Raw genomic sequence first — 15606 nt, 5'->3', positions numbered from 1 at the left:
GTCTTGATCGCGCCGCGCCGGACCGGCAGAAGAGGGCAGAGGTTGTTCCATGACGCATGATGTTCCCGCCCGCGCGCGCACGATGAGCCCGGGCCTCAAGATCGCCCTCGAACTCGGCCCCTTGGTCCTGTTCTTCGCCGGAAACTCCTATGGCGGCATCTATTTCGCCACCGGGCTGTTCATGGTGGCGACCGTGGTGGCGCTCGGCGCGATGTGGGTGCTGGCGCGGCGCATCGCCGTCATGCCGCTGATTTCCGCTCTCGTGGTGATGGTGTTCGGCACCCTGACTTTGGTGCTCCAGGACGACCATTTCATCAAGCTCAAGCCGACCCTCGTGAACGCGCTGTTCGGCGTGGCGCTACTCGGCGGCCTCGCTTTGCGCAAGCCGCTCCTGCCCTACGTGTTCGACGGCATGATGCGGCTGACGGCGCAGGGCTGGCGGATCCTCACCCTGCGCTGGGGGGTGTTCTTCCTGGTGATGGCGGTGCTGAACGAGATCGTGTGGCGCAATTTCTCGACCGACACCTGGGTCAGCTTCAAGACCTTCGGCTATCTGCCGCTGACCTTCCTGTTCGCCTTCGCGCAGGCGCCCCTGATGGCGCGCTACGAATTGAAGGACCCCGAACCCGCGGCGGGAGCTACCGCGCCGGAGGCGCCGCGCTGAGCGTGGCCACCAGCGGGAGCAGGACGTCCTTCACGCTCTCGGGCGTCAGCGGGCCGACGAATTTGCGGGCGATCGTGCCGTCCGGGGCGACCAGAAAGCTCTCGGGCACGCCATAGACGCCCCAATCGATGGCCGCGCGGCCGGTTGGATCGACCCCGACCGCCGCGAAGGGCAGGCCGTATTGGCCGAGAAAGCGCCGGGCATTGTCCGGCGAATCCTTGTAATTGATGCCGACCACCGCGAGCCGGGGATCGCGTGCGAGTGCCATCAGGAGCGGGTGCTCCTCGCGGCATGGCGCGCACCACGACGCCCACACATTGACCAGGGTGACGCGGCCGGCGAAGGCGCCCGGCGACAGGCCCGGCACCGGGCGCCCGTCCACAGCCAGGCCCGCCAGCGGCGGCAGATCGAGCTGCGGCGCGGGTCGTCCGATCAGAGCGGACGGAATGCGCGAGGGGTCGCCGGCGAACAGGCGCACCAAAAACAGGCTGGCCAGAGCGGCGAACACCATCACCGGGACGAGCAGGAGAAGCCGGTGGCGCGACGGCCGGTCTGCGGAGGGACCGCTCATGCGCCCCGGCCTTCCGAGCGCCGGCGCACGCCGCGCGCCTCCAGCTCCGCCAGCGCCCGCCGCTGGGCGCGATTGTCGGCGATCAGATAGAGCGTCAGCACGATCAGGCCGAGCGCGGCGATGCCGTAGGCGGCGGCGATGAAGAGCGCGTGCGCCATCACGCGGTCGCCTCCGCCGCGGCGCGCGCCTCGAGCACCTCGACCCGGCGGCGCAGGATCTCGGTGCGCATGGCGAGCATGTGCAGGGCCAGGAACAGAGCGGTGAAGCCGAAGGCGCAGACCAGGAGCGGCCAGAGCAGAGACGGCGCGATGGTCGGCCCGTCCATGCGGAACACCGAGGCCGGCTGGTGCAGGGTGTTCCACCAGTCGACCGAGAATTTCACGATCGGCAGATTGACCACGCCGACCAGGGTCAGCACCGCCGCCGCCCGCCCCGCGCGGCCGGGATCGTCGACCGCCGCGCGCAGCGCGATCAGGCCGAGATAGAGCAGGAGCAGGACCAGGACCGAGGTCAGCCGCGCGTCCCACACCCAATAGGTGCCCCACATCGGCCGGCCCCAGAGCGCGCCGGTGACGAGGCAGAGAAAGGTGAAGGTGGCACCGATGGGCGCGGCCGCCTTGTGCGCGACGTCCGCCAGAGGATGGCGCCAGACCAGGATGCCGAGGGCGGAGGCCGCCATCATCGCATAGCCGAACATGCCGAGCCAGGCGAAGGGCACGTGGATGTACATGATCTTGACCGTGTCGCCCTGCTGGTAGTCGGCGGGGGCGAGGAAGGCGAGGGCGAGGCCCGCCGCGAGGCCGAGCGCCGCCGTCCCGGCGAGCCAGGGCAGGACGCGCCCGGACCAGGCGAGGAAACGGGTCGGATTGGCGAGGTCGATGAGCGCCATGACGGCCTTCTAGAGGGCGGGGCGCCGGGTGAAAACAGAAGTTTTCGCGCCGGTCGAAACGGCGGCCAACTTACCGGGCCGGCCGGCCGCGCGCATTGGCGGCATCGCGCCGCACGCGGCGGCCGGCGCGGGCCGCGGTCAAACCTGCGTGTTCCGTGATCCCCGCCGCGCGCTCCGGCGTTGAACGCGCGATGATCGGCGCCGCCGGCGTGCGGTCAGCGAGGAGATCGACCATGACGACACGTATGTCACGCGCGGCGCCCGCCGCGTTCGGCGCGGCGCTTCTGGGGGTGACCGGCCTGGCGGGCGGCGCGGCGGCGCATCACGGCTGGTCCTGGGCGGCGGCCGACCAGATCGAGCTGACGGGCCGCATCGCCGACCTCTATATCGGCCCGCCCCATCCCACGCTGAAGCTGGAAACCGCCGACGGCGTCTGGACGGTGGAACTCGGCAATCCCAGCCAGACCCGCCGGGCCGGCTTCGTCGAGGGCTCGGCCAAGGTCGGCGACACGGTCACCGCTTTGGGCAACCGGTCGCAGGATGCGGCCGAGAAGCGCCTGAAGGCGGTGCGCCTCACGGTCGGCGCCAAGGTCTATGACATCTATCCCGAGCGCATCCAGAAGAAGTGACCATGGCCGGGCTGGAGGCGCTGTCGGACTGGCCCGGGGCGGTGCTGCTGCGGGAGGAGGTGGCGCTCTATGCGGCGGTGAACGCCGCCCACATCTTCGCTCTGGCGCTGCTGGTCGGCGCCATCGCGACTTTGGACCTGCGCCTGCTCGGCCTGTTTCCGGCGGCGAGCCCGGCGGTGCTCGCCCCGCCGCTGGTGCGGGTGGCGGCGGCCGGGCTGCTGCTCGCCGTGCTCACGGGCTTCGCTCTGTTCTCCGTGCGGCCGGTCGCCTATGCGCAGAACCCGGCCTTCCTCGCCAAGCTGGCGCTCGTCGGGCTCGGCATCGCGAACGCGCTCCTGCTGCGCCTCGGGCCGGACTGGCGGCGGCTCATGGCGCGCGGCGCGGTCTCGCTGCGGCTGAAGGCGGCGGCCCTGGTCTCGCTCCTCCTCTGGGCCGGCGCGGTGTTCGCCGGGCGCTGGATCGGTTTTCTCGGCTGAGGGGAGGGTTTTTCGGGATCGTGCGGCCCCGCCGCGCCGCGCCTCAAGGTGTTCGCGCGGGCGAAACCTTGGCGCGGGCCGAAGGCGCGCGGGGGAACCTTTGCGCCGCGCCCCGGTTCTTCTCCTCAAAGGGAGAAATCAGCATGAAGGCTCAGATTTTTGCCGCCTTGATCGGCGTCGCCGCTGTGTCCGCCGGCCCGGTTGCGGCGCAAGGCGTGGTCGGGGGTGCCCAGCAGGGCGCGGCGAAGGGGTCCGCCATCGGCAGCGATGCGGCCGGCCCGGTGGGCGGTGCGGTCGGCGGCGCCATCGGCGCGGTCGGCGGCGGCATCACCGGAGGCGCGAAGAGCGCCGCGGACGCGATCCAGGATGCCGGTTCCAACGCCAAGCCGGCGCGCAGCGCCCAGCCCGGCACGACCATGTCCCCGGCCGATTCCCATGGCGGCGACGCGCACGATCCCTCGCCGCGCAAATAGCCGAAATCCGCCGCCCCCCGGGGCGAACGGGTGATCGCCGGCCCGCATGGCCTCGCCCATTCGGGCCGTGCGCGTTTGATGCGGCCGGCGGGTCTGCGCTCCTGTCTGGCGGATCGCCCCTGCGCTCCGCGCCCGATAGGCCGCTCCCCCGTCCTAATCCGCCCGCGTGGCGACGAGGAAATAGTTGACGTCGAGGTCGGGCGAGAGCTTCCAGGCGCCGCCCAGCGGGTCGAAGACCAGGCCGATCCGTTCGGTCGGGGAAAAGCCGGCGGCGCCGAGGACGGCCTCGAATTCGTCGGGCGTGACGAAGCGGTCCCAGCGGTGGGTGCCGCGCGGCAGCCAGCGCAGGACATATTCCGCGCCCACGATGACGAGGGCGAAGCTCTTGGCGGTGCGGTTGAGGGTCGAGACGACGAGCACCCCGCCCGGCGCGACCAGCCGGCCGGCTTCGCGCACGAAGCCCGCGACGTCCGGCACGTGCTCCACCACTTCCAGCGCCAGGACGACGTCGAAGCGCGCGCCGGTGGCGTCGAGCTCGCCGGCGGTGACCGCGCGATAATCGACGGCGAGCCCCGTCGCGGCGGCATGGCGGCGCGCGACATCGACATTGCCGGGCGCGGGGTCGATGCCGGTGACCTCGCCGCCCATCCGCGCCAGCGGCTCGCTCATCAGCCCGCCGCCGCAGCCGATATCGAGCAGGCGCAGCCCCTTCAGCGGGCGCAGGCTGCGCGGGTCGCGGCCGAAATGGCGGACCAGCACGTCCCGCACGAAGCCGAGCCGCACCGGGTTGATGGCGTGCAGCGGCGCCATCTTGCCCTTGGGATCCCACCAATCCTCGCCGAGCGCGTCGAAGCGGGCGATTTCGGCGTCGTCGACGGCGGCGTTCACGGTCATCGCGGCGGTCTCCTTTGGCGAAATGGTTACGCGCCCGGCAAGGCAGCGGCAAGGCGGACGCCGGTCGACCGGCCCGCGGGTTTGTTGTAGAGCCGGCAAAGCCTGCTTTCCCGGATCCCCGCCCGTGGCCCTCAAACGCCTTCTGAAACTCGCGAAATGGCTCGTTTCGGCGCTCGTCGTCGTGCTCGTCACCGTGATGGTGGTGCGGGTGGTGGATTCGCAGCGCGGCCCGCCGCTCGAACTCTGGCACACCTTCGTGCCGAAGGAACTCGACCAAGCGGCGCTCGACCGCGCGGATTGGGCGGCCTATCTCGCGGCGGAGGCGGCCGTCTTCGCCGAGGTCCGGCGCGACGTGACCGACAAGCTCGCCCCGCGCCAGCACGTCCCGGTCAACCGGTATTATGCGGCGAGCCCGATCTATCCCGGCCGGTTCGCGCAGGATTTCAACCGCTCCTTCGTGCTGGCGCCGGCCGGCCCGCCGGCCGGCGCCGTGGTTCTGCTGCATGGTCTGACGGATTCGCCCTACAGCCTGCGGCATGTCGCGCGGCTCTATGCCGAGCACGGCTTCGTCGCGCTGTCGATCCGGCTTCCCGGCCACGGCACGGTCCCGGGCGCGCTGATCGCGGCCGATTACGAGGACTGGCGCGCGGCGACGCGGCTCGCGATGCGCGAAGCCCGCCGCCGCGCCGGGCCGGATCGCCCGCTCCACATCGTCGGCTATTCCAATGGCGGTGCGCTGGCCCTGATGCATGCGCTCGACGCGCTCGACGATCCCGCGCTGGGCCGGCCGGACCGCATCGTCCTGCTCTCGCCCATGGTCGGGGTGACCGAATTCGCGCGCTTCGCCGGGCTCGCGGCGTGGCCGGCCTTCATCCCGGCCTTTGCCAAGGCGGCGTGGCTCAGCCTCATTCCGGAATTCAACCCGTTCAAATACAATTCCTTCCCGGTCAATGCCGCGCGCGAATCCTATCGCCTGACCCAGGCGCTGCAGGACAATATCCGCCGCCATCTGAGGGGCGGGCGGCTGGAGGGGCTGGCGCCGATCCTGACCTTCCAGTCGGTGCTCGACAATACGGTGAGCACCCGCGCGGTGATCGAGGGCCTGCACGCGCATTTGCCGGACGCGAGCAGCGAACTCGTTCTGTTCGACATCAACCGCAACACCACGTTCGAGCAATTGCTGACCCGGCAGGCGGACACCGCGATCGAGCGGCTCCTGCCGCCGCCGCCCCGGCCGTTCCGGGTCGCGGTGGTGACCAATGCCGCCCCAGGGACCGACGCGACCGAGGTGCGCGTCACCGCGCCGAACGCGCTCGACGACGTGCGGCGTCCGCTCGGCCTGACCTTCCCCGACGAGGTCTATTCGCTGTCCCACGTCGCCTTGCCGTTTCCCCTCTCGGACGGCCTTTACGGGCTTGAGCCGGACCCGGCCGACGCGTTCGGAATCCGTCTGGGGGATATCGCCGCGCGGGGGGAATACGCGTCGCTGATCGTCGACGTGGACATGCTGGTGCGCATGTCGTCGAACCCGTTCTTCCCCTATGTGCTGGAGCGCATCCGGGCCGGTATCGACGGCGGCGCGCCGCGGCCCTGAGGCGCGGCAGCCGATACGACACGCTACGGCCGGCCGGCCGTCTCGGCGTCGACCACGGCGGCGAGGGCGGCCATGCCCGCGCCGGCTTCGTCATAGACGAGGTCCACGACCTGCGCCGCGCGCGCGAAAATGGCGTCGAGCAGGGCCGCCTGCCGCGCATCCGGCGGACGGCGCATGCGGGCGCGATAGAGATCGTCGGCGCGGGTGCGGCCGTCGGTCCGGCCGAACGGCTGCGCGCGGGCATCGATTGGATGGCGCCAGGGGAAGGCGATCACGTCGATCGGGTGCGGGCTCAGAAGCGGTGCGGCGCGCGGCGCCCGCACAAGCACGCCGCCGTCGAAATAGGAGAAGACGCGCAAGTCCAGATCGGGGACCAGATCCGGACCGAGGTTCGGGTCGCGCGCGCCGGCGCGGAACTGGCGCCAGCCGTCGCGCCGCAGCATGATCGGGCGGCCGATGAACAGCGCGCGGTCGCGGCGGTCGAACCAGGTCATGTTGTCGTCGAGGACCCCATGGCCGCGCAGCAGGCCCTGCAAAGCGAGGGTCGACTTTCCGCCGTGGCTGTCGGCCACCAGCAGAACGGTCCGGTCCCGGATGCGCAGCGTGGCGAAGGGGAGGGTGCAGAGGCCGAAGGCGCCGAGCTGCGCGCCGCAGCCGAGCAGCCCGTCCAGGATCCAGGACGGCTCGGCCCAGGCGAGAGGCAGCGCGCGCCTGCGGTCCCATGGCGAACGATCGTCCCTCGAAAGGTCGCGACCTCGCCCGTTCCCCGGCGCGTCGGGGCCGGTCGAGACCCGGTCATTCTGTGGCAAACGCCTGGTCCGGATTGTTGGCGGGTGGGCGGAGAGGCTCGCGCTTTCTACCGGGCGCCCGGCGCGGCCACAAGAGGCGCCGGTCCCGCTCCGCCGGCGCGCGGCCTCAGCCCCACCAGACGGCGCGCTTGGCGAGGCCCGCAAAGGCCCGGTCGGCGACTGCCGAGATCAGGCCGAGCATGATCAGCCCGCCCATCATCTGGCCGATCTGCATGTTCTGGTGGGCGATGTCGATGCGATAGGCGAGGCCGGCAAAGGTGCCCGCGAGCTCCGCCGCGACCAAAGTGTAGAAGGAGACGCCGATCGCGGTGCGCAGGCCGACCACGATGGTCGGCAGCGCGCAGGGCAGGACCACCGCCGTCAGAAGCCGCGTTTCGGGCGCGCCGAGCGAGCGGGCGGCGCGCAGCAAGCCCGGATCGGCGCGCCGCACGCCGATATCGGCGGCGACCCAGACGGTGAAGAACACGCCCCAGAAGACCAGGAACCACTTGCCCAATTCGGACAGGCCGAACCACAGGATGACGATCGGCACGAAGGCGATGGGCGGGATCGGCCGCAGCATCTGGAACACCGGCGCGAGCAGCCGGTCGATCAGCCGGATGCGCCCGGTCAGAAGCCCGGTGGCGATGCCGAGCACGGCGCCGGCGACATAGCCGACGACGACGCGGCTGGTGCTCATGGCGAGATCGATCAGAAGCGGGCCGGACACCGCCGAGGTCCAAAGGTCCTGGGCGACGCGGGTCGGCGGCGGGAACAGTCGGGCATTGACGATCCCGGCCGTCGCGACGATCTGCCAGAGGATGAGAAAGAGCGGGATGGAGAGATAGCCCACCCAGCGTTCGAGCGTCACGAGCCGCACGGGATCAATAGCCCGCCGGGAGCGTGACCAGCTTTGGCGCGACATCCCGGAGCGGGCCGGCGACGATCACGCTTTTCCAGTCCGGCAGGGTCGCGCCGGGCGGGTGGTTGCCGCTTTCGAGCCGCCAGGCGGCATGGGCGCCGAGAATGTCGAGGGTCTTCTGGTCCAGCGCCACGTCGTAATGGAAATCGCCCCAGATCGGCTCGAGTTCGGCGCGGGGCATGTTGACCGCCTGGGCGACGAGGGTGATCGCCTCCGCCGGGTTCGCCTTCATCCAGGCGTCGGCTTCGACCAGAGCGGTGAGGAAGGCCGCGATTACCTTCGGCTTCGCCGCGAGATAGCTGCGCAGCGTGACGATGTTGAAGGTCTCTGAATAGATGCCGGCCGTGTCGAGCTGCTTGACGTCGGCGCCGAGCGCCCGCTTGCCGTTGATGATGTGGGGCTCCCAGGTGTTGTAGGCGTCGATGCTGCCGCTCGCCATCGCCGCCGCCATGTCCTGCGGCCGCAGATTGACCAGGGTGACGTCGCTCTTGGAGAGCCCGGCCTTCTTCAGCAGCGCATTGGTATAGACCTCGCCCCCGGTGCCGGCGGTGAAGGCGATGCGCTTGCCCTTGAGATCGGCAAGGGTCGCGATCTTGGCGGCGGTCGCGGCCAGGGTCTTCAGATCGGAATATTCGGTGCGCGCCAGGAACGCGATCGGCTGCTGCGCCATGGCGGCGGCCGTGGTCGGGGCCTCGGCGGTGGTGGCGATATCGGCGCCGCCGCCGATCACCGTGTCGAGGCATTGCTTGCCCGAGGTGAAGTTCGAGACCTGGACGTCGAGCCCCTGCTTCGCGAAGAAGCCCTTGGCCTTGGCGACGATGGTGACGCCGGAGATCGGCGAGAGGTTCTGCGCGAGGCGCACGGTCTCCGCCGCCAGGGCCGGCGGCGTGGCGCCGAGCGCCAGAAGGCCGGCGAGAAGAAGTCGCCGCGACAGTCCAAACAAGATCATCGCGCATGTCCTTTCAATGGGCGGGGAACGACCGTGGTCTTTGCAGTGCAGCAGAGGGGGAGGGGCCGAAAAAGCAATTAGTTGCCGCGAACGATGCTGCGGATGGAGGGCGGCGCGAAACGGCCCGGAAACATTCCGTTCCCAATCCGCCGGATCGCGCTTAATCTTTCGCTATGCAGCATGAGGAAGACATGGCGCCCGTCGTCCCGCGTCCGGCCGAGCCGTTCGCGCGCCGCGGCACGACGGGATTCGAGGCGCCGATCTTCCTCACCGAGAGCGAGGCGCTGCTGTCGCGCCAGGCGAGCCTGGTGGAGCGCCTGACGCCCGCCGACCAGGCGGTCGTGCGCGCCCACGGCCGGATGATGCGCCTGAAGGCCGGCGACCTGCTGTTCCGCCAGGGCGCGATCCATGACGGCATCGTGGTGATCGAAACCGGCCAGATCCGCAGCTTCTACACCGCGCCTTCGGGCCGCGAGATCACCCTTGCTTATTGGTCGCCCGGCCATTTCGTCGGCGGACCGGAAGTGTTCGGCGGCGGGTTGCACATGTGGTCGGCCGAGGCGGCGCGGCCCAGCACGCTGATCTTTCTGCCGGGGGAGGGGCTGCGCGAGCTGGCGCGGCGCGTGCCGGACCTCGCCCTCGGCCTGATCGATGCGCTGGTCTTCAAGGCGCGTTGCTACACCGCCTTCGCGCAGATGCTGGGCACCCGCTCGGTGGCGCAGCGGCTCGTCCAATTGCTCCAGCATCTCGCCAATGTCTACGGCGTGCCGGACGCGCGCGGCATCCTGGTCGCCGCCGCCTTCACCCATGCCGACCTCGCCGCATTGATCGGCGCGACGCGCCAATGGGTCACGGTGCAGCTCGGCCGGATGCAGGCCGACGGCATCCTGACCCATCATCGCGGCCTGATGGTCATCCTGAAGCCGGAGGCGCTCGTCGCCCCGCGCGAGGGCGCGGGGGGCGAATAGTCAGGCCGCCGCCGGCGACGCCGCGGCGCCCGCAAGCCCGGGCGGAAGGCCGAGCGCGGCATGATGGGCGGCGCCGATCCGCGCCAAGCGGGCATCCTCCCAGGCGGGCGCGATGAAGGTCACGCCCATCGCCACGCCGCTCTCCGCCAGGAAACCGTTTGGCACCGCCATGGCGCACAGATCGAGCAGGTTCACGAAATAGGAGAAATGGCCGAACCGGGCGTTGAGCGGCAGCGGATCGGCCTGCAGCGCGTCGATCCGGCACGGCGCCCCGGCGGTCGGCACCATGAGCGCGTCGATGTCGTCCCAGAGCGGCGCGATCGCGCGCTTCAGCGCCGCGAGTTCGTAGAATTGGCTGAAGGTGTCGGCGGCGCTGATCCCCCGCGCGCCCAGCACGATGTCGCGCGTGACCGGCAGGACATCGTCGGGGTGCGCGGCGATGAAGTCGCCGAAGGCGGCGAGCCGCTCGGCGACCCAGGCGCCGCCGAACATCAGTTTTCCGGCCGCGAGGAAGGGCGAGAGATCGACCTCCGTGAGGCGCCAGCCCAGCGCTTCGGCGCGCCGGCACGCGGCGGCGAACAGATCGGCGCCGGCGAGGCCGGGAAAGCCGGCGAGGTCCTGCGCCCGCGGCACGCCGAGCCGCCAGCCGCCGGCCGGCGGTTCGCCCGCGGTGTCGGGGATCGGGCGGGAAAACGGATTGGCCGGGTCGAAGCCCTCCATCGCCGCCAGAGCGAGGCGGGCGTCTTCGACCGTCAGCGCGAACACCGACACGCAATCGAGGGTCCGGCAGTTCGGCACGAGGCCGCGCGTCGAGACCCGGCCGATGGTCGGCTTCAGCCCCACCACATTGTTGAAGCCGGCGGGGACCCGGCCGGAGCCGCCGGTATCGGTGCCGAGCGCGAAGCTGACGAGGCCCTGCGCCACCACCACGGCGGAGCCCGAACTCGATCCGCCGGAGGCATAGGCCGGATTGAACACGCTGGCGCAGGCGCCGTACGGCGAGCGGGTGCCGCTGAGGCCGGTGGCGAACTGGTCGAGATTGGTCTTGCCGATCATGATCGCGCCGGCCGCGAGCAGGCGCTCGACCGCGAGGGCGGAGGTCTCGGGCAGATAGGAGAAGGCCGGGCATGCGGCCGTGGTCGGCAGGCCGGCGACGTCGATATTGTCCTTGGCGGCGAACGGAATGCCGTAGAGCGGCAGGTCCTCCCCGGCGGCGCGGCGCGCGGCGAGGTCGCGGGCGGCGGCGCACGCGGCGGCGCGCGGGACGACGCTGATCCAGGCCGGCTGGAGGGGGGCCGCCTCGATCCGATCGTAGATCCCGGAGATCACCGCCTCCGGCGTCGCAGTGCCGGCGTGATAGGCGGCGCGAAGACTGGTGATCGCCAACGAATCGGGAACGAAGTGCACGGACTTTCTCCAAGCGGGATGACACTGGACGCGATCGGCGCGGATCTTCGGCCCTGAAACAAGCAATTAATATCCGCTTTTGCTTCGTGACATCGGATCAAACTTTGATCCGCCCGCGGGCGCCGCGCGGCCCGATTGATCGCGCTTTCATCGGCCGCGACTTCAAATGCAATTCCTTTGCAAAGGTGTTTCTCTTTCTTCTTCATATATTTCCATATTTTCCCCGGTTGGCATCCGGCTTGCAAATCGGCTTGGCGTGAATTGAGGACGCCATGACGAGTGCAGCAGACATCGACCCCGCGGCCATCGACGCGACCCGGCAGAAGGTGCTGGCCTTCATCACCGAGGCGGCGTGGCTCGGCCTCGCCGAGGAACTGATCCCCGCCGGACAGCCGGAGGCGGAAAATCCGCTCGATCCGGACATGCCGAGCGGCAAGGAGGAGGGGATCGCTCTTTTGCTCGCCGAGAAGCTGCAAGCGCTCGGCTTCGCCGTCGACCTCCCGGCGCGCACGCCCGGCCGGCTCAATGTGGTCGCCGCGCTGGCGGGCGCCGAAGGGGCGCCGTCGCTGATCCTCAACGACCATCTCGACACCTATCCGGCGGGCGACTGGGCGGCCTGGACCATGACCGGCGGCCATCCGTTCCGCCCGACGCGGCACGGCGACCTGCTCTATGCCCGCGGCACTTCCGACACGCGCGGCAATCTCGCCTGCACGCTGCTCGCGGTCGAGGCGATCCGGGCGGCCGGGGTGCGCCTGACCGGCACGCTGAAATGCGTCTACACCGCCGACGAGGAGAAGAACGGTCCGGACGGCTCGATCTATCTTCTGGACGACCACAAGCTGTCCGCCGATTACGTCATCGTCTGCGAGCCTACCGCCTGGACCGCGCCCGACGGGGCCTGGGGCATGTCGGTGGCGGTGGCCAATTGCGGAAACTTCCTGGTCGAGGTGGAGACGCGCGGCACCAAGACCCATTTGTGGCGGCCCGACACCGGCATCAATGCGGTCGGCAAGATGGCGCGCCTGCTCGGCGCGCTCGAAGCCATGACGTTCACCCACGCGCCGGCCGCGGAGCCGGGCGGAACGCCGCCCATGACGACCGTGCTGCGGATCTCCGGCGGCGTGCCGCGCGAGATGCAGTTCACCCCCGATTTGTGCCGGGCGGTGATCGGCGTCGTCGGCATCGTCCCGGGCATGACCGAGGCGAGCGTGATGGCCGACATCGCATCCGTTCTCGCCGCCGAGATGGCCCGCGATCCGGAGCTGACGGCGCTGGCGCGGCCCTATCCCGGCGCCCTGTTCGTCCATGGCACGATCGAGCAGGACGGCGCGGCCGAGCCGACCGCGGCGCTGCGGCGGGCCTATCTCCAGACGCTCGGCGAGGAGCCGCGCCTCTACCGCAAGAACGCCTTCAACGACACGATCCGCTTCTCCGAGCGCGGGCTGAAGGCGATCACCTTCGGACCCGGCGAGGACGGCTGGTCGCCGATCAACGAAAGCATCCATATCGGCAAAGCGGTGGCGGCGACGCGCATCCTCGCTTTGACGGTGATGGACCTGCTCGGGGTCGAACCATGAGCGCCGCCGACGTGGTCGAGCCCTCAGCCCCGCTTTCGCGCCGCGCCCGCAAATGGCGCCTCGGCCGCGAACGGGCGCTGACCGGGCTGACCGTCGCCGGCCTCTTCCTCGCCTGGCTCCTGTCGACGCATTACGGCCTGGTCAACCCGCTGTTCCTGCCTTCGCCCGCGGCGGTCTGGACCGCCTTCGTGCGGACCGCGACCGAGGGCTACCAGGGCAGCCTGCTCCACGAACACCTGCTCGCGAGCCTCGGCCGGGTGCTGACCGGCTATGTCCTCGCCTGCGCGATCGGCATCCCGCTCGGCATCGTCATGGGGCTCAGCCGCGACGTGAAGGCGGTGTTCGATCCGGTGATCGAATTCTATCGCCCCCTGCCGCCGCTCGCGCTCTATACCCTCATCGTGATGTGGCTCGGCATCGGCGATACGTCCAAGGTCGCTTTGCTGTTCCTCGCCGCTTTGCCGCCTTTGACCATCAGTTCCATGCAGGCCGCGGCCGGAGTCGATCCGCGCTTCGTGAAGGCCGCGCGCAGCCTCGGGGCGGGCAAGGCGCAATTGTTCCGCCACGTCTTCCTGCCCGCCTGCCTGCCCGGCATCTGCACCGGCATGCGCATCAGCCTCGGCTTCACCTATACCGTCCTCGTCGCCGCCGAGATCGTCGCCGCCACCGCGGGGCTCGGCTGGATGATCTGGGACGCCAGCAAATTCCTGATCAGCGACGTCGTCATCATGGGCCTGTTCGTCCTCGCGCTCACCGGCGTCGCGCTCGATTTCGCGATCCGCCGCTGCGAGCGCGCGCTCACGCCCTGGCGCTTCCGCTGATGGCCCCCTCTGCCCCGACAGATTCCGCCCCGACAGATCCCGCCACGATGGAGACCGCGATGACGACCAAACGAACGTCCCTCTGGACCCTAGCCGCCCTCGCCGCGGGCCTCGTCTTTGCGGCCCCCGCCGGGGCGCAGGACAAGCCGGCCGCGATCACGATCGGCTATCTCAACCTCGTCAACGCCCAGCTCGTGACCAAGGCGCTCGGCCTGCACGAGAAGGAATCCGGCGTGCCGATCAAATGGGTGAAGTTCGGCTCCGGCGGCGACGTCAACCGCGCGGTGGCGGCCAACCAGATCGATTTCGGCGGCGTCGGCAATCCGCCCTTCGCCATCGGCGTCACCCGCGACCTGCCTTATACCGGCATCTTCGTGCTCAACATGCTCGGCCCGGTCGAGGCGCTGGTGGTGCGCACCGACAAGAACATCAAGAGCATGAAGGATCTGGTGGGCAAGCAGGGCGGGGCGCCGTTCGGCTCCACGACGCATTATCTGTTCATCGCCGCCTTGCGCGAGGCCGGCGTCGACCCGAATTCGGTGAAGCTGCTCGACCTATCGCCGTCCGACGCGGTGGCCGCCTGGATGCGCAAGGACATCGACGCCGCCTGGGTGTGGGAGCCCAATCTGGACAAGATGGTCAAGTCCGGCGGCGAGATCCTGCTGGACAGCGGGGAGATGGCCAAGCGCGGCTATCCGACCTGGGACATCGGCGTGGTGATGAACGATTTCGCCAAGAAATATCCCACCGCGGTCGCGGCCTATCTGCGGGCCGAATGCGCCGGCATCGACTTCTGGCTGAAGAATCCCGAGGAGACGGTGAAGCTCGTCGCCAAGGAACTCAGCTTGCCGGAAGCGGACGCGGCCCGCATGATCAAGGGAACCCGCGTCGTGCCGTGCGCCGAGCAGATCACCGCCGACTATCTCGGCACGACGCAGAACAAGGGCAAGTTCGCGGACACCATGCTCGCCACCGCCACCTTCCTGAAGGACCAGGGCCGCCTGCCCGCGGTGAAGAGCCTCGCGGACTATGCCGGCTTCATCGATCCCGGTTATCTCCAGAAGGTGGTGGGCAAATGAACTGGACGTCCCTGCGCGGCCCGAAGCTCGAGGTCCCGGCGATGCCGGGGCCGATGGCGGCGCGGGCCCATCTCGCCCCGGCCCAGGACCGGGGCCGGCTCGCCATCCAGGATCTTTCGATCGCCTATGGCGAGGGGGCGGGGCGCCGGACCGTGGTCGAGCGCTTCTCGCTCGACGTCGCGCCGGGCGAATTCGTCTGCGTGCTCGGACCGTCCGGCTGCGGCAAGTCGACGGTCCTGAATGTCGTCGCCGGCTTCGTCCCGCCGAGCCGCGGGCGGGTCATGGTGGACGGCGAGCCGATCACCGCGCCCGGCGCCGACCGCGGCATGGTGTTCCAGCAGGCGACCTTGTTCCCCTGGAAGAGCGTGCTCGACAATGTCGCGTTCGGGCCGCTGATGACCACCGGCAGTTCCAGCACGGCCGAGCAGACCGCCCGGACCTTTCTCTCGCTCGTCGGCCTCGCCGCGTTCGAGAAGAATTATCCGATGGAATTGTCGGGGGGCATGCAGCAGCGCGTCGGCATCGCCCGGGCGCTCGCCAATTATCCCCGCGTGCTGCTGATGGACGAGCCGTTCGGCGCGCTCGATGCGCAGACCCGCGCCATGATGCAGGAGGCGCTCCTCAATATCTGGGCCGAGTTCCGCACCACCGTCCTGTTCATCACCCACGACATCGAGGAGGCGATCTTCCTCGGCGACCGGGTGGTGGTGATGGGGGCGAGCCCGGGGCGAATCGTCGCCGACATCCCGGTCGACATTCCGCGCCCCCGCTCCCCCGAGGACCATTTCAGCGACGCCTTCGTGCGGATCAAGCGGGAGTGCTTCGAGCTGATCCGGGCCGAGACGATGAAGGCCTTCGAGCAGCAGTCCGGGATGGCCGCGCGGGCGGCGGGATAGGCCGCG

18 protein-coding genes are annotated in these 15606 nt (G+C 70.0%); 10 read left to right on the top strand and 8 right to left on the bottom strand.

The annotated features are described in order from the left end of the window. Positions 1-49 precede the first annotated feature (49 nt). Positions 50-664 (top strand): septation protein A, encoded by a 615-nt coding sequence (locus EDC64_RS09810; protein ID WP_132031114.1) that lies wholly within the window; start codon positions 50-52, stop codon positions 662-664. On the opposite strand, the gene EDC64_RS09805 is transcribed toward EDC64_RS09810, so the two are convergent. From EDC64_RS09805 to EDC64_RS09795, 3 genes are read right to left on the bottom strand one after another with little or no spacing between them, the layout of a single operon-like run. Next, complete coding sequence (locus EDC64_RS09805) at positions 639-1235, bottom strand: DsbE family thiol:disulfide interchange protein (RefSeq protein WP_132031113.1); 597 nt, start codon at positions 1233-1235, stop codon at positions 639-641. The two genes, EDC64_RS09810 and EDC64_RS09805, sit on opposite strands and share 26 nt — an antisense overlap. Then, positions 1232-1393, bottom strand: coding sequence for a heme exporter protein CcmD (gene ccmD / locus EDC64_RS09800; protein ID WP_132031112.1), 162 nt, complete (start codon positions 1391-1393; stop codon positions 1232-1234). Before ccmD ends, EDC64_RS09805 begins: the two co-directional genes overlap by 4 nt. Beyond that, positions 1393-2124 (bottom strand): heme ABC transporter permease, encoded by a 732-nt coding sequence (locus EDC64_RS09795; protein WP_132031111.1) that lies wholly within the window; start codon positions 2122-2124, stop codon positions 1393-1395. Before EDC64_RS09795 ends, ccmD begins: the two co-directional genes overlap by 1 nt. A 245-nt stretch (positions 2125-2369) precedes the next feature. Between EDC64_RS09795 and EDC64_RS09790 the strand changes: the two genes are divergently transcribed. From EDC64_RS09790 to EDC64_RS09780, 3 genes are all read left to right on the top strand, one after another. After that, positions 2370-2753, top strand: coding sequence for a DUF6152 family protein (locus EDC64_RS09790; RefSeq protein ID WP_132031331.1), 384 nt, complete (start codon positions 2370-2372; stop codon positions 2751-2753). Positions 2754-2755: 2 nt separating this feature from the next. After that, positions 2756-3229, top strand: coding sequence for a DUF2214 domain-containing protein (locus EDC64_RS09785; protein ID WP_132031110.1), 474 nt, complete (start codon positions 2756-2758; stop codon positions 3227-3229). Between the two features lie 143 nt (positions 3230-3372). Further along, complete coding sequence (locus EDC64_RS09780) at positions 3373-3702, top strand: hypothetical protein (protein WP_132031109.1); 330 nt, start codon at positions 3373-3375, stop codon at positions 3700-3702. Between the two features lie 153 nt (positions 3703-3855). On the opposite strand, the gene ubiG is transcribed toward EDC64_RS09780, so the two are convergent. Next, entirely contained in the window at positions 3856-4596 is a 741-nt protein-coding gene (gene ubiG, locus EDC64_RS09775) for a bifunctional 2-polyprenyl-6-hydroxyphenol methylase/3-demethylubiquinol 3-O-methyltransferase UbiG (protein WP_132031108.1), read from the bottom strand. Positions 4597-4720: 124 nt separating this feature from the next. On the opposite strand from ubiG, the gene EDC64_RS09770 reads away from it, so the two are divergent. Then, on the top strand, positions 4721-6190 hold the full coding sequence (locus EDC64_RS09770) for an alpha/beta hydrolase (protein WP_245504635.1): 1470 nt from the start codon (positions 4721-4723) through the stop codon (positions 6188-6190). 23 nt (positions 6191-6213) lie between these two features. Here EDC64_RS09770 and EDC64_RS09765 read toward each other — a convergent pair whose 3' ends face one another. The 3 genes from EDC64_RS09765 to EDC64_RS09755 all read right to left on the bottom strand — a co-directional run bounded on the left by EDC64_RS09765 (position 6214) and on the right by EDC64_RS09755 (position 8849). Beyond that, a complete protein-coding gene (locus EDC64_RS09765) occupies positions 6214-6999 on the bottom strand; it encodes a hypothetical protein (RefSeq protein ID WP_132031106.1) in 786 nt (261 codons plus the stop codon). A 106-nt stretch (positions 7000-7105) separates the two neighbouring features. Continuing rightward, positions 7106-7858 (bottom strand): ABC transporter permease, encoded by a 753-nt coding sequence (locus EDC64_RS09760; protein ID WP_245504634.1) that lies wholly within the window; start codon positions 7856-7858, stop codon positions 7106-7108. Between the two features lie 4 nt (positions 7859-7862). Further along, entirely contained in the window at positions 7863-8849 is a 987-nt protein-coding gene (locus EDC64_RS09755; protein ID WP_132031104.1) for an NrtA/SsuA/CpmA family ABC transporter substrate-binding protein, read from the bottom strand. 191 nt (positions 8850-9040) lie between these two features. Here EDC64_RS09755 and EDC64_RS09750 point away from each other — a divergent pair, with 191 nt between their 5' ends. Next, positions 9041-9817, top strand: coding sequence for a Crp/Fnr family transcriptional regulator (locus EDC64_RS09750; protein WP_132031103.1), 777 nt, complete (start codon positions 9041-9043; stop codon positions 9815-9817). Here the strand turns inward: EDC64_RS09750 and atzF are convergent, their stop codons facing one another. Continuing rightward, complete coding sequence (atzF, locus tag EDC64_RS09745; RefSeq protein ID WP_165933707.1) at positions 9818-11224, bottom strand: allophanate hydrolase; 1407 nt, start codon at positions 11222-11224, stop codon at positions 9818-9820. Positions 11225-11496: 272 nt separating this feature from the next. Between atzF and EDC64_RS09740 the strand changes: the two genes are divergently transcribed. From EDC64_RS09740 to EDC64_RS09725, 4 genes are read left to right on the top strand one after another with little or no spacing between them, the layout of a single operon-like run. Beyond that, positions 11497-12804, top strand: coding sequence for a M20 family metallopeptidase (locus EDC64_RS09740; RefSeq protein WP_132031101.1), 1308 nt, complete (start codon positions 11497-11499; stop codon positions 12802-12804). After that, complete coding sequence (locus EDC64_RS09735) at positions 12801-13625, top strand: ABC transporter permease (protein ID WP_132031100.1); 825 nt, start codon at positions 12801-12803, stop codon at positions 13623-13625. The genes EDC64_RS09740 and EDC64_RS09735 overlap by 4 nt, the downstream gene beginning before the upstream one ends. Positions 13626-13684: 59 nt before the next feature. Then, positions 13685-14704 (top strand): taurine ABC transporter substrate-binding protein, encoded by a 1020-nt coding sequence (locus tag EDC64_RS09730; RefSeq protein WP_132031099.1) that lies wholly within the window; start codon positions 13685-13687, stop codon positions 14702-14704. Beyond that, positions 14701-15600 carry an ABC transporter ATP-binding protein gene (locus tag EDC64_RS09725; RefSeq protein ID WP_132031098.1) on the top strand — a complete coding sequence of 300 codons (900 nt, stop codon included), beginning with the start codon at positions 14701-14703 and terminating at the stop codon, positions 15598-15600. Before EDC64_RS09730 ends, EDC64_RS09725 begins: the two co-directional genes overlap by 4 nt. The last annotated feature ends 6 nt before the right edge of the window (positions 15601-15606 follow it).

The organism is Aquabacter spiritensis (assembly GCF_004346185.1).
GTDB classification, from domain to species: domain Bacteria; phylum Pseudomonadota; class Alphaproteobacteria; order Rhizobiales; family Xanthobacteraceae; genus Aquabacter; species Aquabacter spiritensis.
This window is presented reverse-complemented; position numbering and strand designations above follow the sequence as displayed.